18 protein-coding genes and 1 tRNA gene are annotated in these 16,534 nt (G+C 61.0%); 12 read left to right on the top strand and 7 right to left on the bottom strand.

Annotated elements, in window-relative coordinates:
- Positions 1-145 precede the first annotated feature (145 nt).
- The 6 genes from NY78_RS03025 to NY78_RS03000 form a co-directional block, all read right to left on the bottom strand.
- Positions 146-1,282 (bottom strand): acyltransferase family protein, encoded by a 1,137-nt coding sequence (locus tag NY78_RS03025; protein WP_043631464.1) that lies wholly within the window; start codon positions 1,280-1,282, stop codon positions 146-148.
- Positions 1,283-1,509: 227 nt separating this feature from the next.
- On the bottom strand, positions 1,510-1,713 hold the full coding sequence (locus NY78_RS03020) for a hypothetical protein (protein WP_043631461.1): 204 nt from the start codon (positions 1,711-1,713) through the stop codon (positions 1,510-1,512).
- 136 nt (positions 1,714-1,849) lie between these two features.
- Entirely contained in the window at positions 1,850-2,155 is a 306-nt protein-coding gene (locus tag NY78_RS03015) for a hypothetical protein (RefSeq protein WP_043631458.1), read from the bottom strand.
- Between the two features lie 131 nt (positions 2,156-2,286).
- Positions 2,287-3,198: an ADP-ribosylglycohydrolase family protein gene (locus NY78_RS03010; protein WP_043631455.1), complete on the bottom strand. Its 912-nt coding sequence runs from the start codon at positions 3,196-3,198 to the stop codon at positions 2,287-2,289.
- A 93-nt stretch (positions 3,199-3,291) separates the two neighbouring features.
- On the bottom strand, positions 3,292-3,972 hold the full coding sequence (locus NY78_RS03005; protein WP_043631454.1) for a response regulator: 681 nt from the start codon (positions 3,970-3,972) through the stop codon (positions 3,292-3,294).
- The gene (locus NY78_RS03000; protein ID WP_043631451.1) at positions 3,969-5,096 is read right to left on the bottom strand and encodes a sensor histidine kinase; all 1,128 of its coding nucleotides are present in this window, start codon (positions 5,094-5,096) and stop codon (positions 3,969-3,971) included. The genes NY78_RS03005 and NY78_RS03000 overlap by 4 nt, the downstream gene beginning before the upstream one ends.
- A 237-nt stretch (positions 5,097-5,333) precedes the next feature.
- On the opposite strand from NY78_RS03000, the gene NY78_RS02995 reads away from it, so the two are divergent.
- Both NY78_RS02995 and NY78_RS25170 read left to right on the top strand, forming a co-directional pair.
- Entirely contained in the window at positions 5,334-5,897 is a 564-nt protein-coding gene (locus NY78_RS02995; protein WP_053062122.1) for a hypothetical protein, read from the top strand.
- Positions 5,894-6,064, top strand: a complete 171-nt coding sequence (locus NY78_RS25170) for a hypothetical protein (RefSeq protein ID WP_197084196.1) — start codon at positions 5,894-5,896, stop codon at positions 6,062-6,064. The genes NY78_RS02995 and NY78_RS25170 overlap by 4 nt, the downstream gene beginning before the upstream one ends.
- 128 nt (positions 6,065-6,192) lie before the next feature.
- On the opposite strand, the gene NY78_RS02990 is transcribed toward NY78_RS25170, so the two are convergent.
- Positions 6,193-6,279 (bottom strand) — tRNA-Leu (locus NY78_RS02990).
- A gap of 112 nt (positions 6,280-6,391) precedes the next feature.
- Here NY78_RS02990 and NY78_RS02985 point away from each other — a divergent pair.
- From NY78_RS02985 to NY78_RS02940, 10 genes are all read left to right on the top strand, one after another.
- Entirely contained in the window at positions 6,392-7,078 is a 687-nt protein-coding gene (locus NY78_RS02985) for a DUF554 domain-containing protein (protein ID WP_043631449.1), read from the top strand.
- Between the two features lie 60 nt (positions 7,079-7,138).
- Entirely contained in the window at positions 7,139-7,492 is a 354-nt protein-coding gene (hypA, locus tag NY78_RS02980; RefSeq protein ID WP_043631446.1) for a hydrogenase maturation nickel metallochaperone HypA, read from the top strand.
- Between the two features lie 12 nt (positions 7,493-7,504).
- On the top strand, positions 7,505-8,161 hold the full coding sequence (hypB, locus tag NY78_RS02975) for a hydrogenase nickel incorporation protein HypB (protein WP_043631443.1): 657 nt from the start codon (positions 7,505-7,507) through the stop codon (positions 8,159-8,161).
- Positions 8,162-8,351: 190 nt separating this feature from the next.
- A complete protein-coding gene (locus tag NY78_RS02970) occupies positions 8,352-8,933 on the top strand; it encodes an outer membrane beta-barrel protein (RefSeq protein WP_043631440.1) in 582 nt (193 codons plus the stop codon).
- A 159-nt stretch (positions 8,934-9,092) separates the two neighbouring features.
- Complete coding sequence (gene fliM / locus NY78_RS02965) at positions 9,093-10,073, top strand: flagellar motor switch protein FliM (RefSeq protein ID WP_043631437.1); 981 nt, start codon at positions 9,093-9,095, stop codon at positions 10,071-10,073.
- Between the two features lie 140 nt (positions 10,074-10,213).
- Positions 10,214-10,978, top strand: coding sequence for a C39 family peptidase (locus NY78_RS02960; protein WP_156180853.1), 765 nt, complete (start codon positions 10,214-10,216; stop codon positions 10,976-10,978).
- A 2-nt stretch (positions 10,979-10,980) separates the two neighbouring features.
- Entirely contained in the window at positions 10,981-12,450 is a 1,470-nt protein-coding gene (locus NY78_RS02955) for a RimK family protein (RefSeq protein WP_043631431.1), read from the top strand.
- Positions 12,447-13,712 (top strand): carboxylate-amine ligase, encoded by a 1,266-nt coding sequence (locus NY78_RS02950; RefSeq protein ID WP_043631429.1) that lies wholly within the window; start codon positions 12,447-12,449, stop codon positions 13,710-13,712. Before NY78_RS02955 ends, NY78_RS02950 begins: the two co-directional genes overlap by 4 nt.
- On the top strand, positions 13,678-14,397 hold the full coding sequence (locus NY78_RS02945) for an N-formylglutamate amidohydrolase (protein ID WP_043631426.1): 720 nt from the start codon (positions 13,678-13,680) through the stop codon (positions 14,395-14,397). The genes NY78_RS02950 and NY78_RS02945 overlap by 35 nt, the downstream gene beginning before the upstream one ends.
- Positions 14,398-14,516: 119 nt before the next feature.
- A complete protein-coding gene (locus NY78_RS02940) occupies positions 14,517-16,217 on the top strand; it encodes a sigma-54 interaction domain-containing protein (RefSeq protein WP_043631423.1) in 1,701 nt (566 codons plus the stop codon).
- The last annotated feature ends 317 nt before the right edge of the window (positions 16,218-16,534 follow it).

Below are 16,534 nucleotides of genomic sequence, written 5' to 3'. Positions count from 1 at the left end.
ATGCTGGTCCTCCCTCCTGCCCGGCAAGCAGGAATCATGCCTTATACCACGTCTCCTAACACGTTGAAAACAGAAATATTCTTTTTCACTCTCAGAATTTTGCGGCTCTTGAATGTCCTGCTTTACAGTAAAACAGGAAATGCAATCAACTGCTGCCAGCCGGAACTCGGGCACCCGGGGCACGTCCTGGCCGCGTTCTGGCCCCGGTGGCAAAGTTGTAGACCATAGGCGCGAATCTGGAAAGCAGTTCCGCCAAGAGCCACAGGCCGACAATGGTGGTCAGGCCGCTGCCCAAATAAAAAACAATCTGCTGGACATTGCCAACCGGTCGCCAGACGGCAAGCAAGCGCGTCTGCAACATGGAAATGGTCGGCTCGTGAGCCAGATAAACAAAAAAACTGTGTCGACCCATGCGCGCAAGCACCTTGCTGTCGCGGATGCAGGCAATGGCCGAGAACCTCCAAAAGGCAATGATGCCGAAGACAAGATTGGCTTTGAACAGAAACTGGCGCACAGCTTCGTCAGTCAGGCCCAGTGAGGAAGAGCAGATCAGAACGATGGTCAGCAGGCAAAAGATCCAGGTCCCGGCTCGCTGCCACCAGCTGACCCCGGCCAGGGGCAGGCGGCACCGGGCCAGATAGCCGCCAAGATAAAAGGCGAACATGTCGCCGCCGTAGGAATACGGCCCTTCCGACAGGCCGGTCCAGAGGCAAAAAAACGTCACCAGACCAACACCGGGAGCTTCCTTGAAAAAGACCAGGAAGATCGGCGACACAAGAAAAACCACAAGGAGATCGCGCAAAAACCAGAGGGGATAGTTGATCGGCGTGGTGCCCAGACCGAGGGTCTTGGCGACAAGTCCCTCGCTGAGGACGAAGTTCCATGACCCCAGCATCTCAATACTGCCGACGCAGTAAAACCAGGCAACCAAGCCGACATTGAACAGAATGTAGGGCACGAGCACCGAAGCGAATTTCTTTTGCAGCATTTCGCCGTAGGCAGCCAATGACAATTCGAACTTGCGCAAAAACAAGAAGCCCGAGATGGTGAAAAACAGCGGCACAGCCACAAAATCCACATGGCCGTTTAAGATGTCGAGCATGATCGCCGCGCCCGGGGCGGTTTCGCCTGCGATGCGCACGGTGATGCCGCGTGCGCCGTGGGCCAAGACAATCAGGCCGATGAGGATGATACGCAACACATCAATGCGTTTGGAAACGTCGCGATCAAGGGGTTCACGGGCCGGCCCGAGTCTCCAGGCCGGTTTGACGGTTTCGGTCACGAGGGGAACTCCTGGGATGGGACCGGGGTTGCCTGACCACCAGGACCGCAGCCCAAACGGCGCGGTATCCCGGGTGGGAAACGGCAGAGCACGAGCCGGGCAGTCCACCTCCCGGCGCGTTCACCGGCTTTCGTTAAAAGCCGCACACAACCATAGCCGCCGGATGCCCCAAGGGTCCTTGGGCACAGGGGGCGGCCAACCGGGTGTGCCACGCAACACGTCATGAATCAATGGGCGTAGGCGAGCATTTTTTTGAGGCGGGCCGGGGTGACGGCATAGCCCTCCTCCCGCAGAATGGTCACGAAACTGTCAATGATGCACTGGGTTGCAAACTCTTTTTTGGTAATGCTTGCTGAATGCATGATCTCGCGCAAGACGAGGTCGATCATATAGACGCAGTGGGCAATGTCCTTGATGTCCTTGTCAGCCATAATGTCTCTTCATCCTATCGCCAGCCCGACCATGCGCCCGGTGACAACGTCGCCAAACCGTCTGGGAGACGTTGCAGCCGTCTTCTCGCCCACTTTTTTACAAGGGAAACAAGATCTCGCTGTTCGGAAACAACAATCAGAGTGAGACGGCAACACCCGGACCGGTCACAAGCTTTTTAAAATCCGCTCCGTCCACAACACCCTGGCGGTAGGCAATAGCCACATAATCCCGGCGGATGCGGTCGATAAGACGCTCCATGTCCTCAACCAGGAGCCGGGCTTCCTCGCCGGCCTCTTCCCGAACCAGGGCTTCCAGGGCCGCCATCCGGGCCTCAAGTTCTTTCATATGAACGGCCAGTTCCCCGTCGACGTCCTGGACATTGACCAGATCATCGATCCTCGACTGCACCAGTTCCGGCAAATGCGCCTTGCAATCTTCCATGTCCTCCCCCCTGGCCGCCGGCAAAAGCGACCGGTCGCGCCCGGACCTGCGCCGGGCGGGTTTGGCACGATGCAGCAAGCTCTATACCCCAACCCTGGAACGCTGTAAAATCTGTTCGCCAAGTATCGGGGTCAATGTGCCGCAATGATCTGCAAATCTTCGGCAATGGTTTTCCCGGCGGCCAGTCCCCCGACCCAGGCTTTGGGCAGTCCGGCCATGCCGACAGCCGCGCCGACAACCATGCCGGCCAACAGCCCCCGGGCTGCGCTGTCGCCGCCGGCCATGACGTTTTGGGTCAGGCAGGAAGCCAGATCACGGGGGTATCTGGCAATGAGATGAATCACACCGGGCATGGCCTCGTCGATGTGGCAGGTCTGGCCAAAGCCGGCAATGGCTTCCACCGTCTCCTGACCGGCCGAGGCCAGTCCCAGGCGCAGCCACTGGCTGATGGGGGCGCTGGCGTATCCGGCCTCGGCCGCCAGTTCCAGAGCAGCTACCGGAGTTTTGCCGCCAAGGACAGCCCAGGCGGTGCGGGCAAAAAATTCAGCGGCTTCAATGACCCGGGCATGATTGTGGGTCATTTTGGTCTGCCCTCGGGACGCTTCCACCAGGGCGATCAAGTCGCCGTGCAACGCGAAAACCAATGGCGCAACCCGGGCCGCCCCGGCCAGATCACTGGAATTGGAGCCGGAATTGGCTGGTCCTTCGCCGAAGTTGAATATGTTGAGCGTCATGCGGGTAGCGCCATCGACGTAGCCGTCGTAGGTCGCAAAAAGCTGCTGCCAGCGGGCGGCGAAATCATCCAGGTCAAAGCAGCCCCGGGCGGCCAGGGAGTCGAGCAACACCAAAGTCTGATCCCCGTAATGGGTCAGCTCGCCGGCTTTTTTCCCGGCATGCAAGCTGTCTTCGGGCGGGTCGATATACCCGGTCACCGACCCAAATCGCTGGGCCAAGGCTGTCGTGTCATATTCCCAATGTGGCCCAAGCGCCAATGCGTCGCCGATAAATGAGCCCAGAACCATGGCTTTTGCCGAATCAGACATATCGCCTCCAGAGTTCGCGCGCCAATCTACCGGAGAACTAGGAAATAACCAAGCCTCGAACGGAGGCCGAACCTCGGTGCGCCCCGGCCGTCTTCACTGGGCAGGATTGTCATCCAGATCCACAATGCCCAGGCGCACAGCATAATGCACCAGTTCGGCCAGATTGGTCAGGCCGAGTTTGCCGAAAATATTGCCCCGATGATTTTCCACGGTTTTTTTGGATACAAACAGCTCTGCAGCGATGGCCGATGGAGTTCTGCCCTCGGCCAACAGGCGCAGTATCTGCTGTTCGCGCCGGGTAAGCCCCTCATAGGCCGGGTCACGGGGCTGGGGCCGACGGGCTGCGTATTCGTCCAGGCGCATGAGCACCTGCGGCGTAATAGTCGCGTCAAGGTAGCGTTCGCCGCGCATCACCGCGTCGATGCCGGCCAACAGACTTGATGCTGCCGAATCTTTGACAACATACCCCATGGCCCCGGTCCGGAAGCATTCGGCCACGAGATCAAGGCGGACGTGCATGGTGACGACAAGCACTCTCGGACGCGGATGCACCCCTTCCAGTCGACTCAAAACCTCGACGCCGCTGCCCTGCCCCAGCCCGATATCAAGGAGCAGCACATCCGGCGCCAATTCCCGGACGGCCGTTACAGCCGAAGCCACGTCAGACGCCTCCCCAACCACGGCATACCGGGCATGGCCGACCAAAAGCGCCGTCAGTCCCTGGCGCATCAGCCCATGATCGTCGACAATGAGAATCCTGACGCTGTCGCTCATGCTCCCCCCAGGCCAAGCGGTATCTCGGCCTTGATCCGCACCCCCTGCCCCGGCCGCGACCGGATGCGCAACCTGCCGCCGAGCAGGCGCACCCGCTCCCCCATGCTCCAAAGGCCCATGCGCTTTTGTCCCAGCGCCTCGGCCAGTCGAACCTCGGGTTCAAAGCCCATGCCGTCATCGTCAACACGCAGCAGCAGCAGGGGATGGGACGCAATCAGACGAACGACAATCCGGGAACAGCGGCTGTGGCGGCAGGCATTAGCCAGGGCCTCCTGAAGCACACGATACAGGTTCAGCCCGGTTTCAAAATCGACCCGTGCCACCTCCAGCCCGTCGGCGGAAAATTCCACGACCAAGCCGGTGCGGACAGCGGTTTCGCGGCAGAGGTTCGAGGCGGCCTCAGCCAGCCCCAGACGGTCAAGGGCCGGGGGGAGCAGGTCGCTGGCCAGATTGCGCAGGGAGGCAATGGCCGCCCCCAGGCGAGCGGAACTCTCCTGAATCGCGTCCCGGCAGTCCGAGCCCGGATTCACGCCCGCCTCCGGCACAACAGCCAGCCGATCCAGGGATAGGCGGACCAGGGACAGATTCTGGGCCACATCGTCATGGAGTTCCCGAGCGATGCGCTGGCGCTCGGTTTCCTGGGCTCTGATAAGTTCCCGGGAGAGGCGGAGCACCTGTTCCTCGGCTTTGCGGGCCTCGATGATGCGCCCAAGATGGTCGGCCACTGCGTCGAGAAGATGGCGTTCCTCGCGCAGAAACGGTCCCTCGTCGGCCTCGGCGCACTTGTCCAGATACCCCACCTCGATACGCCCGACAGATTCGCCCTGAATACGGATGGGGCTTTCCTGGCGGGCAACGGGTCGACGCCAGTTGGCTGTAGCCCGGTTGCGCCCGCCAATGGTCACCCGCACGCAGGTCACGGCCGGATACTGCCAGGCCCTGGCGGCCACGCTGCATGCCCCGGCCAGGATGTCGTCCAGGGCGGTATCCTGGCGCTGAGACAGGCGCGTGATCTCGTAGAGACAATCGAGTTCCTTGATGCGTTCACAAAGCGCCGCCACGGTTTTGGCGTGTTCGGCTTCGCGTACGACGGCAAGGGGATCGGGGGGTGCAGGAGCGTTCATGCTGGTGTCGAATTTGGCGGTAAGGGCACCTGAAGATGTCGGACCAATAGCCTTTTCCCAGGCCCTTGTCAGCCCTGGCCGCACCAGGCCGCCCGCCCCCCGGGATTTCGGGAGACGATCCCAAAATCCCGGGAGGATATCCCGGATTATCTCAGGAGCCGGCCTGATTGCACCACGCCCGCCCCGTCGTAGGATGTCCCGTATTCCGGCCCGCCTGGAGCCGGAGGGAGGTCGTTTATGTCGCAGCCTGAAACAGTTGTCCCCGGAATCGATGCCGCCGGGTTAACCAATGGGCGTCCCGGCTTCCTGGCCGGGACGCAATGCCGCTTCACGCCGTCCGGCACACCCGGATTGTTTGTCCGCCCGCTTGGCCCCGACCGCTGGTACGTTGCGGCGAGCATACCGGATGCCAATCCGGACCTGGACGTCTATCTGTCTCCGGCCGAAGGCAGCACGATTTGGGCCGTTCGCTGGCCGGAGCGCTGCGCCATCCGCATCGAAGGAGTGCTTGGCGAAGCAGGCATAGCCAATCTCGGCGATTGTCTGGTGGGGGCGCTGGAGCGGGGCGTCAGGCATATCGACCTGGAACTTTTGGACCCTGACCAGGAAATGTTGCCCACCGCCGAAGGTCTTTTGGAGAGCTTCGGCCGACAGTCGGCCCGCCAGGGCGGACACCCCGGGGTGTCGGTTTCCGGTGACGGCGCCGGGGCGCGGACGCTTGCCTTGGCCTTCGCCCGAGGCCTTGCCCTGGGCATCACCCGGGGGAGCCATGCCCATTTACGCCAAGGAGGCCGGCCATGACCGCGCTGGGGTGGATCATGGCCGGCTTGGCGCTGCTTATAGTCGTCCGTCTGGGGAAGCGGGGGCGGCCCAACCGGACGCATCTGCCCGGGGATTTCAATTTCGATGGCTATAAAACCCGGGAGATCGTCCAGCGCGGGGTGTTTGATAAGACCAAGTGGCGGTAATACCGGACTATTCGGGAGACGTCGGAACGGATAGTCGACCGGGGCGATAGCGGGGCTGGGCTGGCGTCGAAAAAACAAAATGGGCTACTCCTGCCTGTTCGCAGACAAGTAACCCACTGTTTTTATTCTGGTACCGGGAGGGGGACTCGAACCCCCAAGGCCTTGCGACCGGCGGATTTTGAGTCCGCTGCGTCTACCAATTCCGCCATCCCGGCACGGATTGGTTACACTACGCGACATCCTCCCACCCGTCAATATCCTTATGCCTTGTCCTGGATCGCCCAACCTGATAGCCCCTCACCTGCCCATGAGCAAAAAGGAGCTGCCATGTTTCCGCTTGGACCACTCGTCAACGGCGCAGCCATCATTGCCGGCAGCCTCCTTGGCCTCACCCTGCACGGACGGTTTCCAGACCGCGTGCGCACCATCATGTTCCAGGCCCTGGGCCTGTCCATCCTGGCCATCGGCATCAAGATGGCCATGTCCATGACCTCGCCCATCCTCGTTGTCGTTTCCATGCTCGTCGGGGCTGTCGTCGGCGAGGCCCTCGACTTCGAACGCCAGTTCGCCCGAGCCGGCGACGCCATAAAGGGCATGCTGCGTTCGGACAACGCGCTTTTTACCGATGGGCTGGTCACGGCCTCGGTGATCTTTTGCTCCGGCACCATGGCCATCCTCGGCTCCTTTGACGAGGCCCTTCGAAACGACCACACCCTGCTTTTCACCAAGTCCATCCTCGACGGCTGTGTGGCCATGATCCTGGCCACCACCTACGGCGCCGGCGTGGCCCTGTCCTTTCTGCCGGTCGCCCTGTACGAAACCGGGCTGACGCTGTTTGCCGGGGCCACCCAGGCGGCCTTCACCCCGCCCCGTCTGGCCCAACTGTCGGCCGTGGGCGGTCTGCTCATCATCGCCATTGGCATCAACATGCTGGGGCTGCTCAAGATCAAGGTATCCAATCTCCTGCCGGCTATGCTCCTGGCCGCCGCTCTGGCGCCTTTTTTCGTTGACTAGGCGGTAGGCCGGCCGGGATTTCTTTACGTGGCCGGGGTTTTGCCGTAAAGGTGACCGGCCATGCACGAACTCTCCATTGCCCAAAGTCTGCTCGCCCTCATCGAAGACGAGATGGCCAAGCACGACAAAAAAACCCTTGTGACGGTCAAGATCCGACACGGCCGGCTCTCTGCCGTGGTGCCGGAAGCCCTGTCCATGGCCTTTGAAGTCCTGACCACCGACACGAGGCTGGCCGGGGCGCAACTGGTCATTGAAGAAACCCCTGTCCTGCTGCGCTGTCGGACCTGCCAGCGGGAGTTTTCTCCCGAGCAGGCCTCGGCCGCCTTTGCCCCCTGCCCGGGTTGCGGTGAGGAACTGGGCCATACGGTCCTGTCCGGCCGCGAACTCTATATCGAATACCTCGAACTCGAATAGCGGAGACTGGCCATGCAAATCCCCGTGGTGCGCAACATCCTGGAGGCCAACAGCAATGTTGCCGCTGAACTCAAGACGTTTTTCGGGCAAAAGGGCATTCTCGTTTTAAATCTCATGAGCTCCCCGGGCGCGGGCAAGACCACCGTGCTCGAACGCACGTTGACCGACCTTCGCGGCGAACTGCGCATGGCCGTGATTGAGGGTGACCTGCAAACCGACAATGATGCCCGCCGAGTGGCCGCAACCGGCGCCCAGGCCGTACAGATCAACACCGAGGGCGGCTGCCATCTGACCGCCTCCCAAGTCCAGGAAGCCCTCAAAAGCATTGACCTGACCGGGCTGGACATTCTCTTTATCGAAAACGTCGGCAACCTCGTGTGCCCGGCCGAGTTCGATGTCGGCGAAGACTTCAAGGTAACGCTTTTAAGCGTCGCCGAGGGTGACGACAAACCCGAAAAATATCCGCTCATGTTCCATATTTCCGCCGCCATGCTGCTCAATAAAATCGACCTGCTTCCCTACGTCGACTTCGATTTGGACAAAGCTGGCCGCCACGCCCGCACGCTCAACGCCGACATCAGCCTCTTTCCGCTCTCGGCCCGCACCGGCGAGGGACTCGGGGCTTGGTACGACTGGCTGCGGGAAAAAGTTCAGGGCAAACGGTCCTGAATCACTGCGCAACCCCACGAGTCGTATAATTTTTTTATAAAACGAAACATTCCAAAGACCCGGCTCGGCTTCCCCGGCCCGGGTCTTTTTTCTTTCCTACAGATATCATTGAATTAATTCGACGAATACTATTGGCACAACAATTGTAAACCTCCGAGAAAGTCCCCAAAAGGTACACAGGGAGAAGGCTATGGATGCGTTACTCAAAAAAATGCTGTTTGTCCTTTCCGCCGCCTGCCTGGTCCTGGCCGCGACGGCCGGATGGGTCATGGCCCAGAACTTCACCGCCGGAAGTTTCAACTTCGAACCCCGGTTCAGCGCTTACGGAACCACCAACCCGCGCGTCAATTCCATCATGAGCTACGGCGGCGCGATCAACTACTACGTCCTCGACAACTTTGCCGTGGAAGCCGAAGGCATGGGCGTCTATGTGGACCAGACCAAGCACTTCGAAACCGCCTACGGCGTTGGCACCAAGTCTGATCCGGCCAACGGCATTGGCGCGGGCTTAAACGTCCGCTGGCATTTCGTGGCCACCAGCCAGGCCACGATGTTCGCCGGCGCGGGTGTTGGCGGCTTGTGGGCCGACGCCAAGGTGCCCTACAACGGCTTTGAGAACAGCGTGACCGAAAACGGCGAACTCGGCGCAACCTATGCCCTGAGCCAGCAGTTGAGCCTCAAAGGTTCGGTCAAGTACCTGCACATCGGCCAGTTCAGCGAACAGGGCGTCAACGCCTTCGGCGGCACGCTTGGCATAAACGTCAACTTCTAGACCGGGGCGGCTTTTCCGCCGTGCCCTCGTCCGGGGCCGCTCCCGGACAACGGATGCGACCGGCCGCCCCAGGCGGCCGGTTTTCGTTTTTACGGCTCCCCTTTTCATTTCGGGCTGATAGCCCTATAGTGGAAAAATCAACGGCCGAAAGGTACGGGCATGAGCAAAATACTGGATCAGGACGAAGTTGATGCGTTGCTGCGAGGGCTCTCGGGCGGCGAAATCGAGGCGGAAAACGACATTCTGGAGGACGACTCCGGGGTCGTGGTCTTCGACCTGTCCAACCAGGACCGCATCATCCGGGGCCGGATGCCGGTTTTGGAAATCATCAATGACCGTTTTGCCCGGCTGGCCTCCAACGCCATGGCCAATGCCATGCGCAAGCGCGCCGACGTCAACCCGATCTCCATAGACATGTCCAAATTCGGGGACTTCATGCGTTCCCTGCCCGTGCCCACCTCGATCAATATTTTCAAGCTCGACCCGCTTCGCGGCAACGCCATCCTGGTTGTTGATTCGCGGCTGGTTTTTGCCATGGTGGAGAGCTTTTTCGGCGGAGCCGGATCCCAGCCCAAGATAGAAGGCCGCGATTTCACCCCCATCGAGCAGGCCATCATCAATCGCGTGGTTCGCATCGCCCTGGAAAACATGGAGGAATCCTGGCAACCGGTACACGAGGTGCACATCGAACTGGTGCGCAGCGAGGTCAACCCCCAGTTTGCCGCCATTGTGCCGCCAAGCGACGTGGTGGTCGTCGTCACCTTTGAAGTGGAACTGGAAAACGCCATCGGGTCACTCATCGTCTGCCTGCCCTACGCCACCATCGAACCCATCCGCTCCAAGCTCTACGCCTCCTTCCAGACCGAGCGCCTGGAAGTGGACCACGCCTGGATCGCCCGGTTCAAAGAGCGGCTCATGGAGACGCCGGTGGAACTGCTCGTGCGCTTTGGCCGGTCGCAAATCACCGGCCGCCAGCTCCTGTCGCTCAAACCTGGCGACATCCTCATGCTCAACAACGACGTGGACGACCTGCTCGAAGCCGAAATCCAGGGCGTGCGCAAGTTCAAGGGCATTCCCGGCATGGTCAAGTCCAACAAGGCCTTCCAGATCGTCAAGGAAGAGGAAATTCGCCTGGAATAGCCGCCCCGCCCTCCCCGGGAAGCGGGGGTTTTGTCCGGTGCAAAAAAACTTCCTGCCCGTCAAAATCATTCCAAACCAATGCGATTCCAGGCAAAATCTGCGAATATGACAAATCGGGCCATGGTCAGCCGACCCGGCCCGTGCTAGTCCCCACAGTCGTGGAATCAAGCAAACTTGCCCTTTCCATCCAGGCCCAGCCCGACGACACCACCTGCGGGCCGACCTGCCTGCAGGCCGTGTACGGCTACTACGGCGACGCGGTCTCCCTGGACTCGGTCATCGCCGGGGTCACCACCCTGCCCGGCGGCGGCACCCTGGCCGCCCACCTTGGCTGCCACGCCCTGGATCGGGGCTACGCCGCCAAACTGTATTCTTTTGATCTGACAGTCTTTGACATCACCTGGTTTGATTCCCCGGACGTCGATCTCGCCCGGAAACTGACCGATCAATTGCATTACAAGACTGAACCGCGCCTGCGCGAAGCAACCGTTGCCTATCAGGCCTTTTTGCAGCGCGGCGGCAAAATCCGGTTCGAGGATCTCACGGCCGGGCTCATTCGTTCCATCCTCAAACGCAACCGCCCCATTCTGGCCGGTCTCTCGGCCACCTATCTTTACCGCACCCCCCGGGAGCGCGAAAAAAACGGCATCACGGTTTTTGACGATCTGCGCGGCCGCCCGGCCGGCCATTTTGTGGTCTTAAACGGCTACGAGGCAGCCAGCCGCACCACCCATATCGCCGATCCGCTGCTGCCCAATCCCATAAGCGCCAGCCAGTACTACGAGGTCACCCTCAACCACTTGGTATGCGCCGTCATGCTTGGCATCATTACCTGTGACGCCAATCTGCTCGTCTTATCCCCCAAAAAGAAAAGTCGGTCCGAAGACCGGCAAAGGAGCTTGTGAGCGTGTCCGTTCTGGTGGTCATCGAAAACCCCGAGGACTGTTCCCTGGTTTTTTCCGGCGTCGAATCCGTTGCCGCCCGCAGCTATCTGGCCGACGAGGCCTTCACTACCCTGCGCGGCGTCAAAATCATCAATATCTGCCGTTCCTACCGCTACCAGTCCATGGGCTACTACGTTTCGCTTCTGGCCGAGGCCCGTGGCCACAGGCCCGTGCCCTCCATTACCGCCATCCAGGACATGAAGTCGGTCGGCATCATCCGGCTGGCCTCGGAAGAACTCTCCGAGCTCATGGACCGGGTGCTGGCCGAGCGCGCGCCCGAGAAAACAAGCTTCTCGGCCTATTTCGGCAAGACGCCGGAAAAAGGTTTGGAGCAACTGGCCTCACGGCTGTTCAAGCTCTTCCCGGCTCCCTTCCTGCGGGCCGATCTCAGTTTCCAAAATGGCTGGCAGCTGCAAAACGTCTCCCCCCTGTCCGTACGCGATATTCCCGAGGAGGAGCGCGATTTCGCCGAAGCCGTGTCCGCCGACTATTTCACCGGCAAGAAAGTCAGCATCCCCAAACGCCAGGTCAGCCGCTACGACCTGGCCATCTTGCACGATCCCGAGGAACAGCGCGCCCCCTCGGACGCCCGGGCCATCAAGCGCTTCACCAAGGCGGCCGAGAACCTGGGACTTGGCGTTGAAATCATCACCCGGGAGGATTCCAACCGGCTCTCCGAGTTTGACGCCCTTTTTATCCGCGAAACTACCAACGTCGACCACCACACCTATCGCATGGCCCGAAAAGCCGCAGCCGAAGGGTTGGTTGTCATCGACGATCCGGAATCGATCCTGCGCTGCTCCAACAAGGTCTATCTGGCCGAGGTGCTGGCTCGGCACAAAATACCGGCCCCGCGCACCATCATCGCCCACTGCAAGAACATCGACCACATCCTGGAAGAGCTGTCCCTGCCCTGCGTGCTCAAGCAACCCGACAGCGCCTTTTCCCAGGGCGTGGTCCTGGTGCGCGAATCCGACGCCCTTATCCAGGAAGCCCGACGCCTCCTGGCCAAATCCGATCTGGTCATAGCCCAGGAATACCTGCCCTCGGACTATGACTGGCGCATCGGCATTCTGGACAAGCGCCCCCTTTTCGCCTGCAAGTATTACATGGCCGCCGGGCACTGGCAGATTCTCCTCAAGGGAAAGTCCGGCAAGGACATCTATGGCCGGGTGGAAACCCTGCCGGTGGCCAAGGTACCCAAAAAAGTGATCAACGCGGCGCTCAAGGCGGCCTCGGCCATCGGCGACGGCCTGTATGGCGTCGATCTCAAGCAGGTTGGGGACAAGGTCTACGTCATCGAAGTCAACGACAACCCCAATATCGATGTCGGCTACGAAGACGAAGTCCTGCAGGATGAACTCTATCTGCGGGTGATGGAAGTCTTTCTCAAACGCATTGAACGCCGTAAAACCGGGAGCCTCAATATATGACCAAGGCCAGACCGCTTTTTTCCGCTTTCGGCATCGAGATCGAATACATGATCGTGGATCGGGAAACGCTTGAGATCAAACCCGTGGCCGACGCCCTGCTGGCGGCAGCCGCCGGCCAGCAAGGGGCCTGCGACGCGGTCATGGGGCCGGTCACCTGGTCCAACGAACTGGTGGCCCATGTGCTGGAAATGAAAGTGACCAAGCCGGCCAAGAGTCTCAAGGGCCTGGCTGCCGCTTTTGCCAAGAGCGTGGAGAAAGCCGACGCATTGCTGGCACCGCTTGGCGCGCGCCTGCTGCCCACCGGCGCCCACCCCCTCATGGACCCTTTCAAGGAAACCGTGCTGTGGCCCCACGAGAATGGCGACCTCTACCGGACCTTTGACAGTATCTTTAATTGCAAGGGTCATGGCTGGGCCAACCTGCAAAGCATGCACATCAACCTGCCCTTCAAGGGTGATGACGAGTTCGGCCGGCTCCATGCCGCCATTCGGGTGCTCCTGCCCATCATGCCGGCCCTAGCCGCCTCCACGCCCATTCTCAACGGCAAGGCCACGGGTTTTCTGGACACCCGGATGGAATACTATGCCCACAACGCCGATCGGGTCCCCTCGGTCATGGGCCTGGTCATCCCGGAAGCGGTGTTTTCCATGGATGAATACCACCAGCGCGTGCTTGAGCCCCTCTACCGCGACATTGCCCCCTTGGACCCGGACGGCCTGCTCCACGGTGATTTTCTCAATGCCCGCGGGGCGATCCCCCGGTTCGAGCGCTCCACCATCGAAATCCGGGTGCTCGACACCCAGGAGTGCCCGGCTGCCGATTTCGCCCTGGCCGGGGTGGTGGTGGCCGCTCTTAAAGGTCTGGTTGAAGAACGTTGGTCCACCTACGAGGAGCAGAAGGCCTGGGGCACTCGCGAACTCGCCGACATCCTGGGCAAGACGGTCCACGACGCCGGACGCACCAAGGTTTCCGAAGATTATGCCCGGCTCTTTGGCGTCTATGCCCCGTCATACATCCCAGCCAGGGTCATCTGGCGGCGGCTGGCCCTAAGCGCCCTGCCGACCATGGATTTTGATCCGGACTGGGAAAAGGCGCTTGGCGTCCTGGTCGATCAATCGAGTCTGGCCCGGCGCATCCTGGCCGCCGTGGACGGGGACTATCGCCCGGGCACCATCAAACGCATCTACGGCCAGCTGGCGGATTGCCTCATCCGAAACGAGCCGTTCAATGTCGGCATCCTGGGCGCTTCTTATTACCTGTGAGCACGGCGGCAATGCCGTGCCCGGGGACTATGCCCCGTTTTTTGCCGACTGGGGCGAGGTCCTGGCCAGCCACCGGGGCTTCGACCTCGGCGCGCTGGCCACGGCCCAGGCGCTGGCCCGGGCCGTAGCCGCCCCGCTGCTCGCCGCCACGGTCAGCCGCCTGCTCGTGGACCTCAACCGTTCGGTCGGACATCCCCGGCTTTTCTCGGGTGTGACAAAGGGCCTGCCCCGCGCCGCCAGGCAGGCCATCCTGGCCGCCCACTACCATCCCCACCGCGAGGCCGTGGCTCGCTTGGTGGCCGACGGCTTGGCCGGCGGGGCAACCGTGCTCCACATTGCCAGCCACAGCTTCACCCCGCGCTTGGGCGAAGTAACCCGCCATTGCGATGTTGGCTTTCTCTACGATCCCGGCAGGATAGCGGAAAAAACGTTTTGCGCCCGCTGGTTGCGTGAGCTGGCTTGTCTGGACAATGATCTCATTGTGCGGCGCAACTATCCCTATCGCGGGGTATCCGACGGACTGGCGACCGCCTTGCGCCGCCGCTTCGGTGAGAGGTACATGGGCGTGGAATTGGAGGTGAACCAGCGGTTTGCCCTGGGCGGCGAGGAGTCGCTTACAAGTGTCAGCGACCACTTGGCCGACGCGCTCGTCCGGGCCTTGGGCAGGAAGACGGTCTGCCTGTAGGCAGGCAGGCCCAGACTCCACCCCGGCGTTGCGCCCGGCCCGCCTTTCGTGCCATGTGAGCCGTACCACCATCTGTACCGCCTCAAACGATCTGACCCGACGGAGAATGCATACCCGCCATGGCCGCACCCTTCGCCGCTTCCGACATCCTTGGGTCGCTCTCCCGGCCGGTACTGGCCGTGGACGCCGATGGCCGGGTGGCCATGGCCAATCCTGCCGCCCTGACCTTGTTCGGCCCGGAGGCGGCCAGCCCCGGCGCGGCCTTGCGGCTGGCCAGACCCGACCTGTGGCAGCATCTGGCCCGCTGCCTCAAAGAAGCCGCCCCGATCGTTGATCGCCTTGCCGTCGGAACCCAAACCATCGTTCTCTCGGCCTTTCCCGTGCGCCGCGACGGCCGCGTGGTCGGGGCGACGACCATTTGCCGTCCAAGTGCCGGCGATGCCCATCCGGCCATGGAAGGACAACTGCGTTCCATTCTCGACTCCGTTTCCGACGGTATCTGGATATGCGACGGAACCGGGGTCATCCTGGACATCAACGCCGCTTCCGAACGCCTCAATTCCATTGAAGCGGCCGAATACATCGGCAAAAACGTGGCCTGTATCGTGGCTGAACGCATGGTCGACCGCTCGGCCACCCTCGATGTCCTGGAGACCAAGCGCCAGTCCAGCATGATCCAGCACATCACCAAGACCGGCAAACAACTGCTGGTCACGGCCACGCCGGTCCTTGACGACCAGGGCAAGGTGGCCTTGGTCGTGGTCAACGAACGCGACGTGACGGAACTCCAGAACCTGCGCCAGGGCTTGCAAAACGCTCGCAAGGTGGAGGAACGCTACCGCAGCGAGCTGGCCGAACTCTCCCTGTTTGAGTTGTCGCAAAAAGACATCGTGGCCCAGAGCCCACAGATGCAACGGACCCTGCGCACCCTGCTCAAACTCGCCCAAATGGATGCCTCCCGGGTGTTGCTCCTGGGCGAATCCGGCACTGGCAAAGGCCTGCTGGCCAAATTCCTGCATCAGGTCAGCCCCCGGTCGCCCAAGCCCTTTATTCAGATCAACTGCCCGGCCGTCCCGGAAAACCTCTTCGAGGCGGAACTGTTTGGGTACGAGAAAGGGGCCTTTACCGGGGCCAAGGAAGACGGCAAAGCCGGATTGATCGAATTGGCCATGGGCGGCACGCTGTTTCTCGACGAGGTGGGCGACATCCCGCTTTCGGTCCAGGCCAAACTGCTCAAGTATCTCGACGATCACGAGCTGCGGCGTCTGGGCGGGGCCGATCCGCGCATTGTCGAGTGCCGGGTGGTGGCCGCCACCAACTGCGACCTCGAAGGGCTGGTGGAGCGCCGCCAGTTTCGCAAGGACCTCTACTATCGGCTCAATACCTTTGTCGTGCGCATCGCCCCGCTGCGCGAACGCCGCGAGGACATCTTCGGTCTGGCCGAATTCTATCTGGCCCAGCAAAACACCCGCCACGGCCGGGCCAAACGCCTCTCGGCCCGGGCCATGCGCCACCTTGAAGCCTACGATTTTCCCGGCAACGTCCGCGAACTCGTCAGCATCATCCAGAAAGCCTTTGTCATGAGCGACGACGACGACCTCACGGAAGCGTTGATCGAAGCCCTGGCCGGCGACATGCCCCTGCCCGCCGCCCCGTCCGAACCGCGCCCTCTGGTCCAGTCCACCGAGCAGGCCAGTATCCGCCGCCTTCGCGAAGCCATGGCCGTCTGTCGCACCACCCGTGAGATGGCCGCCCACCTCGGGGTGAGCCAGGCGACCGTGGTGCGCAAATTGAAACGCTACGGCCTGTCCCGGGCCTGATTCATTTTTGCATCAGCCTCGTTGAGCCAGGACCGGGAAACGCCTTTTCAGGCGTTGTCCCGGTTTTTCCCGTTTTGCGGATAACATCCAGGATCTATTGATATTATCATCAATTTCCGGTCAATGTGCAAAATATTCATGCGGGATTTCGAGTGGTTTGAGCGGCTGTATCGCTGTGATTCATCCTGAGTCAGAACTGTTCATCGACTAATATCCTGTTATGATTATTTTTTTGCATTTTTGTTGATTCAGTCATGAATCAACAACTGCACTTCAAAGCAACATGAAATTATCAACTCACTAAAATAACACAATTT

This window comes from Desulfovibrio sp. TomC (assembly GCF_000801335.2).
Lineage (GTDB): Bacteria > Desulfobacterota > Desulfovibrionia > Desulfovibrionales > Desulfovibrionaceae > Solidesulfovibrio.
This window is presented reverse-complemented; position numbering and strand designations above follow the sequence as displayed.

Coding starts and splice junctions, on each gene's coding strand:
- NY78_RS03005 (WP_043631454.1), bottom strand. CDS start 3,972: ATGAGCGACAGCGTCAGGATTCTCATTGTCGACGATCATGGGCTGATG.
- NY78_RS02945 (WP_043631426.1), top strand. CDS start 13,678: ATGTCGGCATCCTGGGCGCTTCTTATTACCTGTGAGCACGGCGGCAAT.
- NY78_RS02995 (WP_053062122.1), top strand. CDS start 5,334: ATGTCGCAGCCTGAAACAGTTGTCCCCGGAATCGATGCCGCCGGGTTA.
- NY78_RS03010 (WP_043631455.1), bottom strand. CDS start 3,198: ATGTCTGATTCGGCAAAAGCCATGGTTCTGGGCTCATTTATCGGCGAC.
- NY78_RS02940 (WP_043631423.1), top strand. CDS start 14,517: ATGGCCGCACCCTTCGCCGCTTCCGACATCCTTGGGTCGCTCTCCCGG.
- NY78_RS02985 (WP_043631449.1), top strand. CDS start 6,392: ATGTTTCCGCTTGGACCACTCGTCAACGGCGCAGCCATCATTGCCGGC.
- NY78_RS03015 (WP_043631458.1), bottom strand. CDS start 2,155: ATGGAAGATTGCAAGGCGCATTTGCCGGAACTGGTGCAGTCGAGGATC.
- NY78_RS03020 (WP_043631461.1), bottom strand. CDS start 1,713: ATGGCTGACAAGGACATCAAGGACATTGCCCACTGCGTCTATATGATC.
- NY78_RS25170 (WP_197084196.1), top strand. CDS start 5,894: ATGACCGCGCTGGGGTGGATCATGGCCGGCTTGGCGCTGCTTATAGTC.
- NY78_RS02950 (WP_043631429.1), top strand. CDS start 12,447: ATGACCAAGGCCAGACCGCTTTTTTCCGCTTTCGGCATCGAGATCGAA.
- hypB (WP_043631443.1), top strand. CDS start 7,505: ATGCAAATCCCCGTGGTGCGCAACATCCTGGAGGCCAACAGCAATGTT.
- fliM (WP_043631437.1), top strand. CDS start 9,093: ATGAGCAAAATACTGGATCAGGACGAAGTTGATGCGTTGCTGCGAGGG.
- NY78_RS03000 (WP_043631451.1), bottom strand. CDS start 5,096: ATGAACGCTCCTGCACCCCCCGATCCCCTTGCCGTCGTACGCGAAGCC.
- hypA (WP_043631446.1), top strand. CDS start 7,139: ATGCACGAACTCTCCATTGCCCAAAGTCTGCTCGCCCTCATCGAAGAC.
- NY78_RS02970 (WP_043631440.1), top strand. CDS start 8,352: ATGGATGCGTTACTCAAAAAAATGCTGTTTGTCCTTTCCGCCGCCTGC.